The 14,822-nt window shown below is 72.1% G+C and carries 11 protein-coding genes; 1 reads left to right on the top strand and 10 read right to left on the bottom strand.

What is annotated here, in order from left to right; all coding sequences use genetic code 11:
* Window positions 1–65 precede the first annotated feature (65 nt).
* The 7 genes from OG992_RS10540 to OG992_RS10510 all read right to left on the bottom strand — a co-directional run bounded on the left by OG992_RS10540 (window position 66) and on the right by OG992_RS10510 (window position 9,263).
* Window positions 66–1,316: a glycosyltransferase family 4 protein gene (locus OG992_RS10540; RefSeq protein WP_266303101.1), complete on the bottom strand. Its 1,251-nt coding sequence runs from the start codon at window positions 1,314–1,316 to the stop codon at window positions 66–68.
* Window positions 1,313–2,581 (bottom strand): glycosyltransferase family 4 protein, encoded by a 1,269-nt coding sequence (locus OG992_RS10535; RefSeq protein ID WP_266303100.1) that lies wholly within the window; start codon window positions 2,579–2,581, stop codon window positions 1,313–1,315. Before OG992_RS10535 ends, OG992_RS10540 begins: the two co-directional genes overlap by 4 nt.
* A gap of 17 nt (window positions 2,582–2,598) precedes the next feature.
* Window positions 2,599–5,472: an O-antigen ligase family protein gene (locus OG992_RS10530; RefSeq protein WP_266303099.1), complete on the bottom strand. Its 2,874-nt coding sequence runs from the start codon at window positions 5,470–5,472 to the stop codon at window positions 2,599–2,601.
* On the bottom strand, window positions 5,469–6,692 hold the full coding sequence (locus OG992_RS10525; protein ID WP_266303098.1) for a glycosyltransferase family 4 protein: 1,224 nt from the start codon (window positions 6,690–6,692) through the stop codon (window positions 5,469–5,471). The genes OG992_RS10530 and OG992_RS10525 overlap by 4 nt, the downstream gene beginning before the upstream one ends.
* A gap of 74 nt (window positions 6,693–6,766) precedes the next feature.
* On the bottom strand, window positions 6,767–7,411 hold the full coding sequence (locus OG992_RS10520; RefSeq protein ID WP_238686250.1) for an acetyltransferase: 645 nt from the start codon (window positions 7,409–7,411) through the stop codon (window positions 6,767–6,769).
* A complete protein-coding gene (locus tag OG992_RS10515; protein WP_238686249.1) occupies window positions 7,408–8,556 on the bottom strand; it encodes a DegT/DnrJ/EryC1/StrS aminotransferase family protein in 1,149 nt (382 codons plus the stop codon). Before OG992_RS10515 ends, OG992_RS10520 begins: the two co-directional genes overlap by 4 nt.
* The gene (locus OG992_RS10510) at window positions 8,553–9,263 is read right to left on the bottom strand and encodes a sugar transferase (RefSeq protein WP_323181837.1); all 711 of its coding nucleotides are present in this window, start codon (window positions 9,261–9,263) and stop codon (window positions 8,553–8,555) included. The genes OG992_RS10515 and OG992_RS10510 overlap by 4 nt, the downstream gene beginning before the upstream one ends.
* A gap of 241 nt (window positions 9,264–9,504) precedes the next feature.
* On the opposite strand from OG992_RS10510, the gene OG992_RS10505 reads away from it, so the two are divergent.
* Window positions 9,505–10,452: a DUF389 domain-containing protein gene (locus tag OG992_RS10505; protein ID WP_266303097.1), complete on the top strand. Its 948-nt coding sequence runs from the start codon at window positions 9,505–9,507 to the stop codon at window positions 10,450–10,452.
* On the opposite strand, the gene OG992_RS10500 is transcribed toward OG992_RS10505, so the two are convergent.
* From OG992_RS10500 to OG992_RS10490, 3 genes are all read right to left on the bottom strand, one after another.
* Window positions 10,382–10,849 carry a hypothetical protein gene (locus OG992_RS10500; RefSeq protein WP_266303096.1) on the bottom strand — a complete coding sequence of 156 codons (468 nt, stop codon included), beginning with the start codon at window positions 10,847–10,849 and terminating at the stop codon, window positions 10,382–10,384. The genes OG992_RS10505 and OG992_RS10500 overlap by 71 nt on opposite strands.
* A gap of 24 nt (window positions 10,850–10,873) precedes the next feature.
* Window positions 10,874–11,758 (bottom strand): aminoglycoside phosphotransferase family protein, encoded by an 885-nt coding sequence (locus OG992_RS10495; protein WP_266305188.1) that lies wholly within the window; start codon window positions 11,756–11,758, stop codon window positions 10,874–10,876.
* Window positions 11,759–12,085: 327 nt separating this feature from the next.
* A complete protein-coding gene (locus OG992_RS10490; protein WP_266303095.1) occupies window positions 12,086–14,680 on the bottom strand; it encodes a Tex family protein in 2,595 nt (864 codons plus the stop codon).
* Window positions 14,681–14,822 lie beyond the last annotated feature (142 nt).

Below are 14,822 nucleotides of genomic sequence, written 5' to 3'. Positions count from 1 at the left end.
AACCACCAAATGGTCTTATTTACGTCCTACCAAAACTAATCACTTTATGACTGGTTTTTAGCGGTTTACGAGGTTTGTCCGGCTGCTGACCTGGCCGACTGTCGTGGCACCACCGCCCCCCGCAGCACGTCCTCGAACCGTTCGAACAGCAGGTCGCGGTCGAACTCGTTGGCCGCGACCTGCCGGGCCGCGGCCCGCGCCGTGGCGGTCCTGGCCGGATCGCTGAGGAACGCGCCCACGAGCGTCGCCGCGGCGGCGGGATCTCCCGCGGGCAGCACGAGTCCGGCACCGCTGCGGCGCAGGATGTCGGCGATCCACCCCTCGTGGTTGACCGCTACCGGTCGACCGGCGGCCCACCCGTCGAAGACCTTGTTCGCCGAGTTGGCGTGCAACGCGGGCTCGTCGCGCACCGTCGAGACGGCGAGATCGCACGCACCGAAGAACGCCACCACCTCGGCCTTCGGCACCTGGTCGAACATGAACAGGTTCCGGTCCAGGACGTCGGACGCGGCTGCCTGTGCGCGCACCTGCGCCGTCTCCGCGCCCTGCCCGACGACAGCGATCCGCACGTCCGGGTGGTCCCGACGCAGCGTCGCTGCCATCCGCACCAGATAACCCACGTCGTTGACGAAACCGAGCGTCCCCGCGTAGAGGATCAGAGGACGGTCGCCCAACCACTGCGTGCGATCCCGTAGCGCTCGGCCGGCAGCGTCCGCGTCGGCGAACAACTGACGGTCACAGCCGTTGGGAATGACTGTCACCGCGGCCTCGGGGTGCCGCGCCCGAACGCCCGCCGCCATCCCCGGCGACAGCGCCAGGATGTGCGCGGCGTTGCGGTAGGCCCACCCCTCCAGACCGGTGGCAGCGCGCCGAGTCAGCGGCGACCGCAGCGCGCCCAGCGCGATCGGCACCTCCGGCCAGAGATCGCGTACCTCCAGCACCATCGGCGTCCGGCGGCGGCGGGCGGAGTAGACAGCGGGCAACGCGATGGTCAGCGGCGTGCTGGTAGCGAAGACGACGTCCTGCTCCAGCGACGCCGCTCGCGGAGCTGCCAACCGGGCGAACTGCCCGAAGGCCGAGAGCCGCTCCCGGAAGGACATCGCGTTGCGATAGGGGACGGCCGCCCAGTGCACCACCACACCCGCCTCCACTGTGGTCCGCCAGGTCTTCGCGGCGCCCGACGAGGACTCGGTGTCGCTGGTCACCACGTGCACGTCGTGGCCGTTACGGACCAGACGCCGGGCGAACTCGTAGGACCGGGTGCCACCGGACATGGCCGGTGTGCGGAAGTACTGGTGCAGGTAGACGATCCTCACCGGGCCACCCCGTCCCGACGTTGTCCGGCTCGGTCGGCGCTCAGCCGCCGGTAGCACTCCTGCACGACGGAGACCTGGCGGGACCAGGACTCCGAGGTCTCGATGAAGCGCCGGTTGTGCTGTTGCAGAGTCGGCTCCAGCGGGCGGGCGGCCATGAGCTGTTCCGCCAGCGCGGCCTCCAACGGCCCGGTGAGGATGTCGGCCGCCATGCCGTCCTCGACCATCTCGCGATACGGCGGCAGGTCCGCGAGCAGCAGCCGGCAACCGGCGAGCGCCGCCTCCAGCACCGTGCAACTGCGCTGGTCGAAGCGAGGAACCGAGATGCTCACCTCGCTCGCCCGCATCAGCCGGAAGGTGTCCTCCGGTGTCAGTGACCGGTCCACCACCGTGACTCGTCCGGGTAGGTTCGCGGCGAGTTCGTGGGCTTCGGTGACGCACCGCCGCTGCGCCTGAGCGGCCGCCGCCTCGGCGGGACGGTGCCCGGCCAGGACGACGAGGTGAAGGTCGGGACGAGCGGCGGCCACCCGGGCGAACGCCCGCAGCACCTCGGACGTGCGATAGACGGGACCGGCCGTCCGGGCGGCGAACAGCACCGTCGCGTCGGCCGGGATGCCGAATTCGGCCCGCACCGACGCTGGCGTCACGGTGTCGCGGAGCGCGAACAGCTTGTCGTCCACGCCCCACGACACGGTGCGGCTGCGATCCGCCGGTATCCGGTAGCGCTCGATGATCTCTGTGCGGACCGACTCCGCGGTGGGGAGAACGAGGTCGGAGCGGCGCAGGGCGGCCCGGGCGACCCATCGGCGGACCCGGGACCGACGCGCGGACTGAAGGTCGACCCCCCAGGGCGTGACCACCCGGGCGGGTCGGCGCGAGGCCAGCAGCGACAGCAGACCCGCCATCCCCACCGAGTGCACGTGCAGCACGTCGGGGCGGGCCTCGCGCGTCTGCCGGCGCAGCCACCAGCCGGCGGCGGCGAGCTGCCACACCGCCCCCCACCGCCCGTTGCGGGTCCGGCCGGTCCCGGGCGCCACGCGCAGTTCGACGCCGTCGATCGGCTCCGCGTCGATCCAGCTGACGGCGATGACCGGATGACCGCGTTCCGCCAGCGCGACCGCCCACTTGCGGGCGTGCAGCGAGCTCGCGCCGCAGAGCAACATCACGGACGGAAGTACGGGGGCGGCGGCCGAGCCCGGGACGGCCCGCTGCCGGCGCGGCTGGTCGTGGCTGTCGACCCTCGGTGTGTCGGGACGCGTCGCGGTCACCTTCGTCTCCTTCATGATCACGTCAGGACCTTGTCGGCGGTGGACCGTCCGCGGCGCACGCCGTAGCCGCTCTGGCCGGGCGTCCAGGCCGGTCGGGTCCGCACGGAGTGCTTCGGTCCGGCGGGACGCCTGTCGGTCGCGGGCTCCGGCTCGGCCTGCGAGCGGGCTGTGGCGACGGCCAGGAGGAGCACGAACGGGATGAGCACCGGCAGGGTGAGCAGCGGCTCCCCGAAGAGGCTGCATCCCCCGATCGCGGCCATGCCGAGCACTGCCGCCTCCGCGGTCTGGTCGCCGGCGAGCAGGCGTCGGCGGGCCTGGCGGATCACGATGAACAGGAGGCCGCCCACCAGGAGGACGCCGACCAACCCGGTCTGGGCCAGCACCGTGAGGTAGGTGTTGTGGGCGTGGTTGAGGCTGTCGAGCTGGACGTCGACAGCGGCCACCGTGACCTCGGGCTGGAAGTACTCGGGCAGGTGGGCCCGGAAGTTCTGGAAGCCCACGCCGGCGAGGGGGTGGTCGGCGGCCATCCGCAGGGCACTGAGCCACAGGTCGAGACGTACGCTGCTGGAGCTGTCCAGTCGGCCGTCCACAGTGGTGTACGCGATCCGCTCGGCCACCTGGTCCGGCACCAGTTGAACCCCGGTCAGGCCGACGGTGAGGACGGCGACCATGCCGGTGAGGGCCAGGGCCACCGTGCGTCGTCGCTGGATCACGAAGCAGAGCAGGAGCAGCGCTCCGCCGATGTACGTCGAGCGGCTGTATGACAGCACCACGCTGACGACAACGGCGGCGATCCCCGCGACCGTCAACACGCGGGCCGTGCCCGACACGCCCGGTCGCAGCCTGGCCAGCAGCACCGCCAGCGCCAGCAGCAACATCGGCCCCCACGCGTTGTGGTTCAGGCTGCTCAGGGATTCGGCGAGGGCCGGGTTCTCCTCGGCAAGCACCGGTGTACCGATCAGGGCGAGTGCGGCATGGAACAGGCCGACGCCGGTCGCCGCGACCGCGAACACGAGCAGGACGGACCGTGAGCGGGCTCGGGCGGTGTCGATCAGCGGTATGCAGGCCAGGGGTATCGCGATCGCGGCGACCGACCGGAAGGCCTGGTTGGGTTGGCCACCGACCGTCACGCCGAGAGCGAGCACGCAGGTCAGGCCAGCCACGATGAGGACGGCGGGGGTGCTGCGGCGGGTCGTGCGGCCGCGGAGCAACGTGCCGAGCAGGGTGCAGAGGATCAGCGCCAGCAACGGTGTGGTGCTGCTTGCCGCCGGGGCGATGGGCAGTTGCGACGCGGGCACCGCCAGCGCGATGCAGTAGAGGCCGAAGCCGGGCAGGGTGATGACGAGCACCACCACGGCGAGAGCGGCCAGCCGAAGCAGGAGCGACGTGTCCTGCACCGCCACCACACCGGCCGTCACGCCGGCGACGAGCACGCCGGCTGCTCTTCCCCACGCCGGCAGCAGGGAGTCGCGGTCCCGTGTCGTTGGCCTCGAGTGCCGGCCGCCGCGTTCAGTCGTCATTGTGGTCGGACCGTTTCTCCGGCCCTGGACAGGCCGGTGATCGAGGAAGGCCCAGCCGACGACCAGGCCGTAGAGGACGTATCCGGCCGACACGGCGAAGCCCGCGCCGAGCGTGCCGAAGCGTGGGATCAGGACGACCATGGCGAGCAGCCCGCCGATGGCGGCGCTCACGGCAGCCAGGGTCGGCGGCCCCGGACGGTCGACGGCCGTCAGGTAGCTCTGCGCGGTGCGGGCTACCGCGAGCACGACGAGGCCGGGCAGCATCGCCCAGAGCACCGGTACGGCCTCGGCGAACTGCGGGCCGAAGAGCAGCGGGAAGGCCAGCGGCGCGACAGCTGCCAGCAGTCCCGCCCCGACGGCGGTGATGAGCAGTGTCTGCACCGACATCCGACGGACCGTGTGCCAGTCGGCGCCGCCGTGTGCGAGCGCCGGCACCAGGATGAGGCTGAGCGCCACCGGGAGCACCAGGAGCATCTCGGCGAACGGCACCGCCACCGAGTAGACGCCGACGGCGCCCGCACCGGCCACCAGGTGGATGGCGGGAACCTGGCTGCGCACCATCGCGAACTGGGCCAGGTTGGGTGCGTACACCCGGCGGGCGAACGCCCGGTAGGCGGCCGAGTCCTGGGGTGTGCCGGGGTCGCGGCTCAACGGCAGAGCGCGGACGAGCAGCACCGTCGCGGCGCACACCTGGCCCACGAGGTACGCGCCGATGACGGTGTCGGTGTCCGCGCGGTCGGTCACCGTCAGGGCGACGAGCAGCAGGCCGTAGACGAGCAGCCCTCCGATGACTGTCCAGTTGTAGACCGAGGCGCGACTGCGGCCGATCTCGGCCGTGCCGAGCAGCGAGGAGAGCAGCACCACGGGGCCGAGGCTGAGCGCGAGGGCGAAGGTGACCGGGTCGAGCCCGACCCGAACGGCTGGCCCGACCACCAGCGCCAGCGCCCCCCAGGCGGCTGCCACGCCGACTCCCACCGTTGCGACGTGGCGCAGACTCCACCACACGGTTCGCCGGTGGGCGGCGACCGAAGCCCCCGCGTAGCGGAGGTTGGCCGTCTCCATTCCCACTGTGAGGAGCGCTCCGAAGATCGCCGCGCAGGCGAGCACGACAGCCACCACGCCCCGGTCGTGCGGGCCGAGGACCCGGGCCGCCAACACGCCGGTCGCCAGGCTGATGGCCAGGAGCACGACCCTGGTCCCGACGGACCCGGCGGCGGCGGCCGACACACTCTGCTCCGAGACCCGCGCCGAAGCGCCCGGATCGGTGGTGGGTCGGCCGCTGTCGGCGAGGTCCCGGCCGCTGGTCACCGCCGGCCCGGCGTCGGCACCGGGGCTGGCGCCCGGACCGAGGGGCGGCGTCGCGGCCGTCACCGGGCCGCCTCGGGTAGGCGTCCGGCCTGCGGCAGTGGACGACGGTCGAGCGCCGCCCGGTAGATCGCCTCGACGTCGGCGACCGTCCGTTCGATGTCGAACAGGTCCAGACAGCGGCTGCGCCCGAGCCGAGCCATGGCAGCCCGCCGCTGAGGGTCCTCCAACAGGTCGGCGACGGCGTCGGCCAGCGCGTCCGGGTCTGCCGGAGGCACCAACAGGCCGCTCTCGCCATGTTGCACGGTGTCGGGCAACCCGCCGACGTCGCTGGCCACCACGCCCCGCTCCATCAGCAGCGCCTCGATGGTGGCGTACGACGCGGACTCCTCGAGCGACGGTGTGACCGCCACGTCGAGACCGGCCAGAACGGTCTGCACGTCGCTTCGGCGACCGGTGAAGTGCACGCGCTCGCCCACTCCCAGCCGGACGGCGCGTTCCTCCAGCTCACGCCGGTAGCCCACGTCACCGGTGAACTCGTCGCCGACGACGAAGAGGTGGGCGGCCGGCACCCGGTCCAGCAGGCGCGGGGCCGCGTCGAGGAAGACCTCGTGGCCCTTGAAACCAATGTCCTGGAACGCCTGGAGTCGGCTGCGGTACATGTGCGCGAGCATTCCGACGGTGGGGGTGCCGGCGGCCAGCCCGAACTCCGCCCGGAAGGACTCCCCACTCGCTGTCGGGTCGAGCCGGTGCACGTCGCACCCGTAGTGACTGACCGTCACCGCCCGCGCACCCAAGCGTCGGTACTGTTCGGCGAACGCGTGGCACGACCCGATCAGGACGTCCACCCGGCCCACTGTCGCGCGGTCGATGCGGTTGAACATCGGGCTGCGCAGGTGGACGACGCCGGCGATCTGGTTGACCAGCAGCGGGCGGCGGGCGGCCAGACTGGCCAACCGGCAGAAGATGTTCGCCTTCACCAGATGGCCGTGCACCACATCGGGGTCGAAGCGCCGGACCAGGCGGACGAGACGCAGTTGTGCCGCCGCGACCCGGGGGAGCTGCCCCGGGCGCCAACCTGACATCGACACGATCTCGGTGCGGACCCCGGCCGTCCGGAGGCGGTCGGTGAGCGGACCTTCGCCCGGTACGACAGCGCAGACGTCGTGCCCCAGCCGCGCCAACCCGGTCACCTGGTCGTAGAACCAGTCACCGCCGACGGCTGTGCTCGTCACCTGGAGAACGCGCAGTGGCCTGTTGCTGGCACCGCGGCGGTTTGTGCTCACGTCCTGCTCCTCGTGCCGGACCACAGGGGCGCGCGGCGTCGGTGTCGATCCCGTCTGGTCTCGGTCAGTGCTGGTCAGCGCGCTGGTACGCCCTTGACCACGGCATCGGCGGGAACGTCTCTGGTCACGCAGGCGCCCGCGCCGACGGTGGCGTCGCGACCGATCCGCAGCCCCTGGAGCACCGCGGCGGTGGTGCCGATCAGCACTGCCTCGCCGAGGTGGCAGTCGCCCGATACGGCAGCGAGTGGATTCACCGAGACGAAGTCGGCGAGAGCGCTGTCGTGGCCGACCGTCGCGTTCTGGTTGAGATGCACGTGCCGGCCGATGGCCACGTTGGTGGTGACCCGGGCCCCGGCGAACGCCACGAACCCGCTGCCGTGTTCCGTGTCCGGCCCGACCGTCGCGGCCGGGTGGATGAGGCTGGTCGCCGGCGTGCCGTAGGCGTCGACGCGCTGGGCCACTGCCCGTCGGGTCCGAGGGTCCCCGATGCCGATGACGTGATGGGTGTCGGCAGGGGCGTCGCGCAGCCACGGCAGCCCGCCGAGGTACGCGACGTCCAGTTTCTGCACCCGTTTGAGGTTCTCCTCGCTGGGTCGGTCGTCGACGAAGCCGACCAGGTGCCAGCGTGGCCGGCCCGCGGCGGCGTTCATCGCTCGGGCGATGCTCAGCGCCTCGCGTCCGTGGCCACCGCAGCCGACGATCACCAGTGGAGTCGTCATGCCGCCCGCACCCCGCTGTGGCTGGTCAGGAACTCGTCGATCGCCTCGAAGACGCGCCCGACCTGGTGCTCGGTCAGGGCGCTGCCACTGGGCAGGGCGAGTCCGTGGGTGAAGAGTCGGTCGGAGGCCCCGGTGAGCAGACTCTCGGCGCCGGCGAAGACGGGCTGGCGGTGCATCGGATTCCAGACGGGCCGCGTCTCGATGCTCCGCCCCGCGAGGTGGGCTGCCAGGTCGGCGGCCCGCCAGCCGCAGTGCTCCTCGTCCACTGTGATGACGGTGAGCCAGCAGTTCGAGTCGGTGTCCTCGACGCCGACCAACTCGACACCGGGCACCGGTGCGAACACCTTGGCGTACTGGTCACGTAGCTGACGGCGGCGGGCGATCATCCCGTCCAGCCGGACCAACTGGGCCCGGCCGAGCGCGGCCAGGAGGTTGCTCAGCCGGTAGTTGTAGCCGGTCTCGCGGTGCTCGTAGTGCGGCGTCGGTTCCCGCGCCTGCGTGGCGAGGTGGCGGGCCTTGGCGAGCAGTGCCGCGTCGTCGGAGACGAGCATCCCACCACCGGAGGTGGTCATGATCTTGTTGCCGTTGAAGGAGAGCGCCGCGACCTGCCCGAAGGACCCGGCCGGGCGGCCTCGATGGTGCGAGCCGAGCGCCTCGGCGGCGTCCTCGACCAGCGGGATACCGGCCTCGGCGCAGAGCGGGACGAGTCGGGTGTAGTCGACGCAGCTGCCGAACATGTCGACCGGCACGACAGCGCCGACCCGCTCGCCGCGGGACCGCAGCCGTCGCACCAGGTCGTCGACGAGACCCACGTCGACGTTGCCGGTGCGGGGGTCACAGTCGACGAAGACCGGCCGGGCCCCGGTGTAGCGGACCGCGTTGGCGGTGGCGATGAAGGTCAGAGTGGGCACGATGACCACGTCGCCTGGTCCGACGCCGACGCCGAGCAGCGCCAGGTGCAGGGCGGCCGTCCCGGAGTTGACGGCGACGGCCCCGCCGGTGCCCACCCGCTCGGCGACGTCGTGTTCGAACGCCTGGAGATCGGGGCCGACCGGGGCAACCCACCCCGAGCGGAGGGCGGCGACCAGGTACGACTCCTCCAGCGGCCCGACGTCCGGCGGGGACAGGTAGACGGTTTCACTCATCGGGCACCGCCCGAGCCTGTGGTCGCGGTGTTCGAGTCGCTGCGTGGGGGCGGCGACCAGTGCGGCGTACCCATGAACTCGGGAGCCGTGACGAACCCCGCCGCGGAGATCCCCTCGCGACGCAGCACGGTCCGCACTGTCGCGGCGAGAATCGACAGATCGGTTCTCATGTTGTGGCTGTCCACGTACCGCACGTCGAAGTCCAGCTTCTCGTCCCAGCTGAGGCTGTTGCGTCCTCGCACCTGGGCCAACCCGGTGATGCCGGGCCGCACCTCGTGTCGTCGGGCCTGGTGGGGCGAGTAGCGACCGAGGTACTCGGGCAGCAGTGGCCGTGGGCCGACCAGGCTCATGTCGCCACGCAGCACGTTCCAGAGCGTGGGCAGTTCGTCCAGGCTGCTGGCGCGCAGCCAGCGTCCGAGCGGGGTGAGTCGGTCCCGGTCGCCGAGCAGACCGAGGCTCAGGTTGGGTGGCCGCATGGTGCGGAACTTGACCATCTCGAAGGGCTGGCCGTGCAGTCCGGCGCGGCACTGGCGGAACAGCACCGGGCGACCGAGGCCCACCGCGACCAGCACCGTCACCACGATCAACGCCGGTGACGCCAGGATGAGAAGGACCGCCGCCACGACGACGTCGATGATTCGCTTACCCCGCTCCGGGCTGGTCCGGGGCAGCGACAGGTCGGCGTCGACGAGACCAGGCACCGGCACGTTGTGACCTCCCACGCGATATTTCAAAAAGGTATGTATTCGTCATACCAGGACAGACCGTGCGCCGATGCTGAATAGCGACGGTCGGTCCGCATTCCCCCGATCAACCCCGAAACCCCGTAGTCGGACACGGCCAGATCCGCGGCCTTGTGCAGCTCTTGCGGCCAATAGACCGAGCGGTAGAGTCGCGGCGGCCGGTCGGGCGAGGGAAGAACTGGCCGGTCGGGCGAGGGGGAATGACGTGTTGCACCTGAGGGTGATCGCCCCGGTGGACCGGTCGGTGGAGGTCGTCGACCTGCTCACCGCGGAGGCCGGGGTGACCCATCTGGCCGTGCTGCCCGGTGCTGCCCGGCAGCCATCGGGCGACCTGATCCTCTGCGACGTGGTGCGGGAGAGCGCCGACCGCGTACTGCGGCAGTTGCAGCGGATCGGCGTGGACACCAGCGGCGGCATCGCCGCCGAGGACGTCGAGTTGACCATCTCCGCGTCGGCCGACCGGGCGGCGGACACGGCACCGGGCAGTGGCGCGGACGCGGTGGTCTGGGACGAGATCGCCGCGAAGACCGGCGAGCAGACCGAACTGTCCGGCACCTACCTCGTGCTGATCGTGGTGGCCACCATGATCGCCGGCATCGGTGTGCTGCTGGACCAGCCGATCCTCATCGTCGGGGCGATGGTGGTCGGCCCGGAGTTCGGCCCACTCGCCGCGCTGTGCGTGGCGCTGCTGCGCCGCGAACTCGGGGTGGTCGGCCGCTCGGTGCAGGCTCTCGCGGTCGGCTTCCTGACGGCCATGGTGGCGACCGTGCTGAGCACCTGGGCGCTGACGGCCGTCGGCCTGGTCAGTCGGGAGATGCTGCTCGCCGAACGCCCGCTCACCGACTTCATCTGGCGGCCGGACGCGCTGTCCTGGGTGGTCGGGTTACTCGCCGGTGTCGCCGGCATGCTCTCGCTGACGTCGAAGAAGTCCGGCAGCCTGGTCGGCGTGCTGATCTCGGTCACCACGGTTCCGGCGGCGGCGAACGTGGCGGTAGCGGCCGCCTACGGAGTGTGGGACGAAGCGGGCGGCTCGGCGCTGCAACTGGTGATCAACCTGTCCGCGATCGTCCTTGCCGGCCTGCTCACCCTCGTGGTGCAGCAGGCGTGGTGGTGGAGCCTGGCCCGGCGGTCCCGTCGCCCAGCAGCCGGGTGAGCAGCATCCGCAGCGGGATCGACTCACCGTCGCGGCCCCCCGCTCCGACGACCAACGGCGCCGGGCTGGGCTGCGGATCGACGCCGAACAGCCGAGCCCGCAGACCGCCCGGCACGGTCAGCAGATGGAACCGGCCAGCCACGTCCACCGCCCGGGTCTCGGCCCGGTCGACGTACCAGCCGGTCAACCCGGTCCGGTAGCGCCCACGCCCGTCGTACCCCCGGGCGACCAGCCGGGTGGTGCGCAGCCCCCGCCGGGTCGCCTCGGCCACGAACCAGGCCACCAGCTCCGCCGCCTCCGCGTGCTCGGCGGCCCGCCGCCGCGCGTCCGCGTCGGCGTGCGCCCGCACCGCCTGCCGCTGCCGATCCCGCCACTCCCCGGCGTCTCGCTCACCCACGACGCCGACGGTACGCGAGCCGACTCAGTCGAGCACGGCCCGCAGCGTGTGCCGGGCGATGCCGGCCATCACCGGGTTGGTCTCGACGTAGTAGTGCAGGGCGTTGATCGCCTGCTCCAGGGCCCAGCCGCGCCCCCGCTCCCACGTCGCGTCGTCCACGCCCAGCGCCCGCCGGTACGTCTCGCGGGAACCCGCGTCGAGCAGGTTCCACGCCGGCATCAGGTCCACCGCGGGGTCGCCCACGCCGACCGCGCCCAGATCGATGACGGCGGCCAGCCGGCCGTCACGGACCAGCAGGTTGCCCGGCATCAGGTCGCCGTGGATCCACACGTCGGCGAGGTCGTCGCGGCGTGCGTCCCGGCACCGCTCCCACACCTCGCTGAGCGCGGTCGTGTTGGTGAGCGCGCCACTGAGCGCGAGCGCGGCCCGCACGCTGTCGTCCTCGGCGGCCAGCCGCCCGCCGCGCCCGTCCCCGGACCAGACCCGCCCGCCGGTGTCGATGCCGCGCAGGGCGGTCACCACGCCGGCCAGGTCCCGCGCGAAGACGTCGAGGTCGGCGATCCGGTCGGGCTGGGCCGTCTCGCCCGGAATGAACTGGTACGCCGTCCACGGCCCGGGGTAGCCGTCGCCCGGCTCGCCGAGGCCGAGCGGCTCGGGCACCGCGACCGGCAGGTTCCCGCCGAGCAGCACGGCGTGCGCCTGCTCGCGCCGCAGCTCGGCGCGCAGCTCGGGATCGGTCGAGGGGAGCAGCGGAAACCGCAGCACGATGTCCCGGCCGAGCCGGAACAGGGCGTTCACCGTGCCGGTCGAGGGGAGCGGTCGGACCGGCAGGCCCCGCCACAGCGGAAACTGCTCGGCCACCAGCGCGGAAACCACGTCCACGCTCACGTCCACCTGATCGGCGTGCATCCTCACCGCGAGATCATCACCCCGAACCTCGCGGCCAAGCGAGCGGTTTTCCCACCGCCCCCACCGCCCACGCGGGCCGCCGCCCGCGGTTGGCCCGGTCGGGCTGGGTCAGGGGGTGCGGCACCCGCGCCGATCTTGCACTTTCGGTCGTCGAAATAGGCGGAATGCCAACTTATGTCGGGACAGTAAATGCAAGATCGACGGAGAAGGGTGGATCGGCTTCGTCGATCATGGAGTTGTGGTGCCGGGGCTTGGTGTTATTCGGGCGATTTGTCGCCCGACCACAACTCCATGATCGACGGGACGGGGTTGACGTGCCGAACGGGGTCAGGCCAGTCCGGCGCGGCGCAGGGCTTCGGCCATCGCGTCGTTGGCTGGCGCCGGCGCGCCCTGCCGCTGCTGCCCGCCGCGACCTCCCTGCTGCCCGCCGCCACGACCGCCCTGCTGCCCGCCGCGACCGCCCTGCCCGCCGCGACCGCCCTGTCCGCCGCGACCGCCCTGTCCGCCGCGACCGGCCTGGCCTTCCCGACCGCTCTGGCCGCCGCCTCGACCGTCCTGGCCGCCGCGACCGCCCTGGCCGCCGCCGCGACCGTCCTGCTGTCCGGTGCCGCGACCACCCTGCGGGCCAGCGGATGCGCCCTGCCCACCGCGACCACCCTGCGGCGCGCGCTGCGCCGGGCCGCCACGTCCCTCCTGGTCGGTCCGGCTACCACCACCACCACCACCGCCGGCCGCGGGCTCGTCGTCCAGGCGCAGGGTCAGCGAGATCCGCTTGCGGGGTACGTCCACGTCGAGCACCCGGACCTTGACCACGTCGCCGGACTTCACCACCTCGCGAGGGTCCTTCACGAAGGTCCGGGACATCGCCGAGACGTGCACCAGACCGTCCTGGTGCACCCCGACGTCGACGAACGCGCCGAACGCGGCCACGTTGGTGACCACGCCCTCCAGCACCATCCCCGTCGTCAGGTCGCTGATCTTCTCCACCCCCTCGACGAAGGTGGCGGTGCGGAACTCCGGGCGGGGGTCCCGGCCCGGCTTCTCCAACTCGGCGAGGATGTCGGTGACGGTGGGGAGGCCGAACCGGTCGTCGACGAAGTCGGTGGCCCGCAGCCCGCGCAGAATGCCGCTCTTGCCGATCACCGAGCGCAGGTCCTGCCCGGTGGTGGAGAGGATGCGGCGCACCACCGGGTACGCCTCGGGGTGCACGCTGGAGGAGTCCAGTGGGTCGTCGCCACCGGGGATGCGCAGGAAGCCGGCGCACTGCTCGAACGCCTTCGGCCCGAGCCGGGCCACCTTCTTCAGCTCGGTACGCGTACGGAATGGCCCGTTGGCGTCCCGGTGCAGCACGATGTTCTCGGCCAGGCCGGCGCCGATCCCGGAGACCCGGGTCAGCAGCGGCGCGGAGGCGGTGTTGACGTCCACTCCGACCGCGTTCACGCAGTCTTCCACTACCGCGTCCAGGGAACGGGACAGCTTCACCTCGGACAGGTCGTGCTGGTACTGGCCGACGCCGATCGAGCGCGGGTCGATCTTGACCAGCTCCGCGAGGGGGTCTTGGAGGCGGCGGGCGATGGAGACCGCGCCGCGCAGCGACACGTCCATCCCGGGCAACTCCTGCGAGGCGTACGCGGAGGCGGAGTAGACCGACGCGCCGGCCTCGGAGACCATCACCTTGGTCAGGTTGAGCTGCGGATGCCGGGCGATCAGCTCACCGGCGAGCTTGTCGGTTTCACGGGACGCCGTGCCGTTACCGATCGCGATCAGCTCCACCCCGTGCGCCCCGGCCAGCCGGGCGAGGGTCTCCACCGACGCGTCCCACTGCCGGCGCGGCTCGTGCGGATAGATCGTGTCGGTGGCGAGCACCTTGCCGGTGGCGTCCACCACTGCCACCTTCACGCCGGTCCGCAGGCCCGGGTCCAGGCCCATCGTGGGTCGGGTGCCGGCCGGCGCGGCGAGCAGCAGATCCCGCAGGTTGGTGGCGAAGACCCGGACGGCCTCCTCCTCGGCCGCCTGCCACAGCCGCATCCGCAGGTCCGCGCCGAGGTGGATGAGGATCCGGGTACGCCACGCCCAGCGGACCGTGTCGGTCAGCCAACGATCGGCCGGGCGGCCCGCGTCGGACACCCCGAACCGGCCGGCGATGGCCGCTTCGTACCGGGTCGGGCCGGTCGGTACGGCGTCCGCCTCGCCCGCCTCCTCCGACTCCATGGTCAGGTCGAGCACGCCTTCCTTCTCGCCCCGGAACATCGCCAGGATTCGGTGTGAGGGCAGCTTCGGGTACGGCTCGGAGAACTCGAAGTAGTCGGCGAACTTCGCGCCGGCCGCCTCCTGACCCTCGCGTACCCGGGATACCAGCCGGCCTCGCGACCACATCTGCTCGCGCAGCGTGCCGATCAGGTCGGCGTCCTCCGCGAAGGTCTCGATGAGGATGGCCCGAGCGCCCTCCAGCGCGGCGGCGGCGTCGGCGACGCCCTTGTCCTCATCGACGAAGCCGGCGGCGGTGACCCGGGGGTCCTGACTCGGGTCGGCCAGCAGCGTCTCGGCCAACGGCGCCAACCCGGCCTCGCGGGCGATCTGCGCACGGGTTCGCCGCTTCGGTTTGTACGGGAGGTAGATGTCCTCCAGCCGGGACTTCGAGTCGGCGGCCATGATCTGCGCTTCCAGGGCCTCGTCCAGCTTGCCCTGGCCGCGGATCGACTCCAGCACCGCGGCCCGCCGCTCGTCCAGCTCGCGCAGGTAGCGCAGCCGCTCCTCCAGGGTGCGCAGCTGGGTGTCGTCGAGCAGGCCGGTGGCCTCCTTGCGGTAGCGGGCGATGAACGGCACTGTGGCGCCGCCGTCGAGCAGCTCCACGGCCGCCCGCACCTGACGCTCGGCCACGCCGAGCTCGTCGGCGATCCGCTGATGAACAGACTGGGTCACGATCTCGATCCGCCTTCGGGAGTGGGTACTCCTGCATTCTGCCGGGCGCGCCCTGGTGCTGTCGCCGCGCCCGGCCGGGGCGGGAGAGCGAACCGCGGCGCCCGGCCGGGGTGACCGGCGGCGGTCCCGTCGGGCCTGCGCT

The sequence above is a fragment of the Micromonospora sp. NBC_00362 genome (genome assembly GCF_026342155.1).
Taxonomy (GTDB): Bacteria; Actinomycetota; Actinomycetes; order Mycobacteriales; family Micromonosporaceae; genus Micromonospora; species Micromonospora hortensis.
This window is presented reverse-complemented; position numbering and strand designations above follow the sequence as displayed.